The 1,555-nt window shown below is 38.8% G+C and carries 2 protein-coding genes and 1 pseudogene; all 3 read left to right on the top strand.

The window, feature by feature from the left end; genetic code table 11:
- Window positions 1–273: sensor histidine kinase (locus tag G4P69_RS38125; protein ID WP_208355168.1), on the top strand; the 273-nt coding region annotated here is incomplete at its 5' end.
- A 308-nt stretch (window positions 274–581) separates the two neighbouring features.
- Complete coding sequence (locus tag G4P69_RS38120; protein ID WP_208344573.1) at window positions 582–1,010, top strand: Spy/CpxP family protein refolding chaperone; 429 nt, start codon at window positions 582–584, stop codon at window positions 1,008–1,010.
- 90 nt (window positions 1,011–1,100) lie between these two features.
- Window positions 1,101–1,555: pseudogene (locus tag G4P69_RS38115) on the top strand (peptidase S41); the annotation flags it as partial.

The following is a 1,555-nucleotide window of genomic DNA, read 5'->3' as shown; positions in this document are numbered from 1 at the left end:
AAGATAAATCACGAACCAACCATTACGATTCGCACTGAAGTTCAAGAAGAAAAATATGTTGTCATCCGAATTATCGATAATGGGATTGGGATGACAGAATCAGTACAAAATAAAATCTTTGAACCATTTTTCACTACAAAACCTGTAGGTAGTGGTACAGGTTTAGGATTATCCATCAGCTATTCAATTATCGCAGAACAACATGGAGGTCAATTAAGCTGCATTTCGACTCCAGGAAAGGGTACAGAGTTTGTCATTCAGATTCCACTGTAAATATTTTTACAATTAATAGCATTCCCAATGAGATTCTGAAACAACTACATTAGCTGGGTACTATCAGGCATAATAGAATGGCAAATTATCATGAGTGTAGCCCTTATACTAGCTTGCACCATGTTTAATAGTATTAATAAGTCATAAACATAAGTCCTAGAGTTAAACCTGCCAATTAGCTAGAAAAAAATCATGACTAAAGTCATGTGTCAAGTTGTGAATTTTGACAGTTTATTTTTTTTGTTAACCCTCTTAATATAGGTATGTTATGCACCTTAAGGGTAATAAAAGAATTGATAGGAGTTTTTATGAAGAAAGCTTGGTTTTTAGTGACTGGAACACTCGCGTTGATATTGGCTGCTAGTCCCATGATTTCAGGATTTAACAATCCTGCAATTGCAGACCAAGCCCAGACAGGCGAACGGCATCATGGTGGTTTTTGGCAAAAACTTAATTTGACTGATCCTCAGAAAGCACAAATTAAACAAATACGAGACTCAGCTAAGCAACAAATGGATGCTGTTTTCACAGCAGAACAAAAGGCGCAACTACAACAAGCTAGAACTCAACATATTAAACCAACACTTAACTTAACGGACGATCAAAAAGCTCAACTCAAACAAATTCATTCCTCTACTGAAAGTCAAATTAATGCTGTACTGACTCCTGAACAACAGCAGCAACTTCAGCAATTACGCAGCCAACACAATCAACGTCATCTGCAACATTCATCCTAGCTTTTAAACTATTCTTGTTGATTTGATAGGGGGACTTATACCAAAAATAAAGATAAAATAGCCCCCAGTTTAGTCTTTAAGAATACTGGTATGTTCAAGCAAAAATTGCTCGTCAAGATAGAACTTTGTGTTGTCATGGTGCTTCTAGCTGGAGTTAATGTCTACACTCCAAAAACTCTAGCTCAAAATCAATCTAGCCCCAAACAACTCGTGGATGAGGTATGGCAAATCCTTGAACAAAATTATGTCGATCCGAGCTTTAACCACCAGAACTGGAAAGCAATTCGACAGCAGTATCTCAGACGCTCCTACAATTCTAAGGCACAAGCTTATGCCGCGATTCAAGAAATGGTGGCCAAATTAGGCGATCGCTACACCGAATGTTTCGATCCCCAACAATTCCAAATTCTAGATCAGGATACGGCTGGTAATGTTAGCGGTGTAGGGCTGGAAGTGGCGGAGAATAAAACAACCAAAGCTGTAACGGTTGTAGCCCCAAGAGAAGGAACACCTGCTTTTAAAGCGAGCGGGTATCCTACCGGGCG

This window comes from Aetokthonos hydrillicola CCALA 1050, from assembly GCF_017591665.1.
Classification (GTDB): Bacteria; Cyanobacteriota; Cyanobacteriia; order Cyanobacteriales; family Nostocaceae; genus Aetokthonos; species Aetokthonos hydrillicola.
This window is presented reverse-complemented; position numbering and strand designations above follow the sequence as displayed.

What these genes read in the sequence shown, in the direction of transcription:
- G4P69_RS38120 (WP_208344573.1), top strand. Translation starts at nt 582, where the DNA reads ATGAAGAAAGCTTGGTTTTTAGTGACTGGAACACTCGCGTTGATATTG.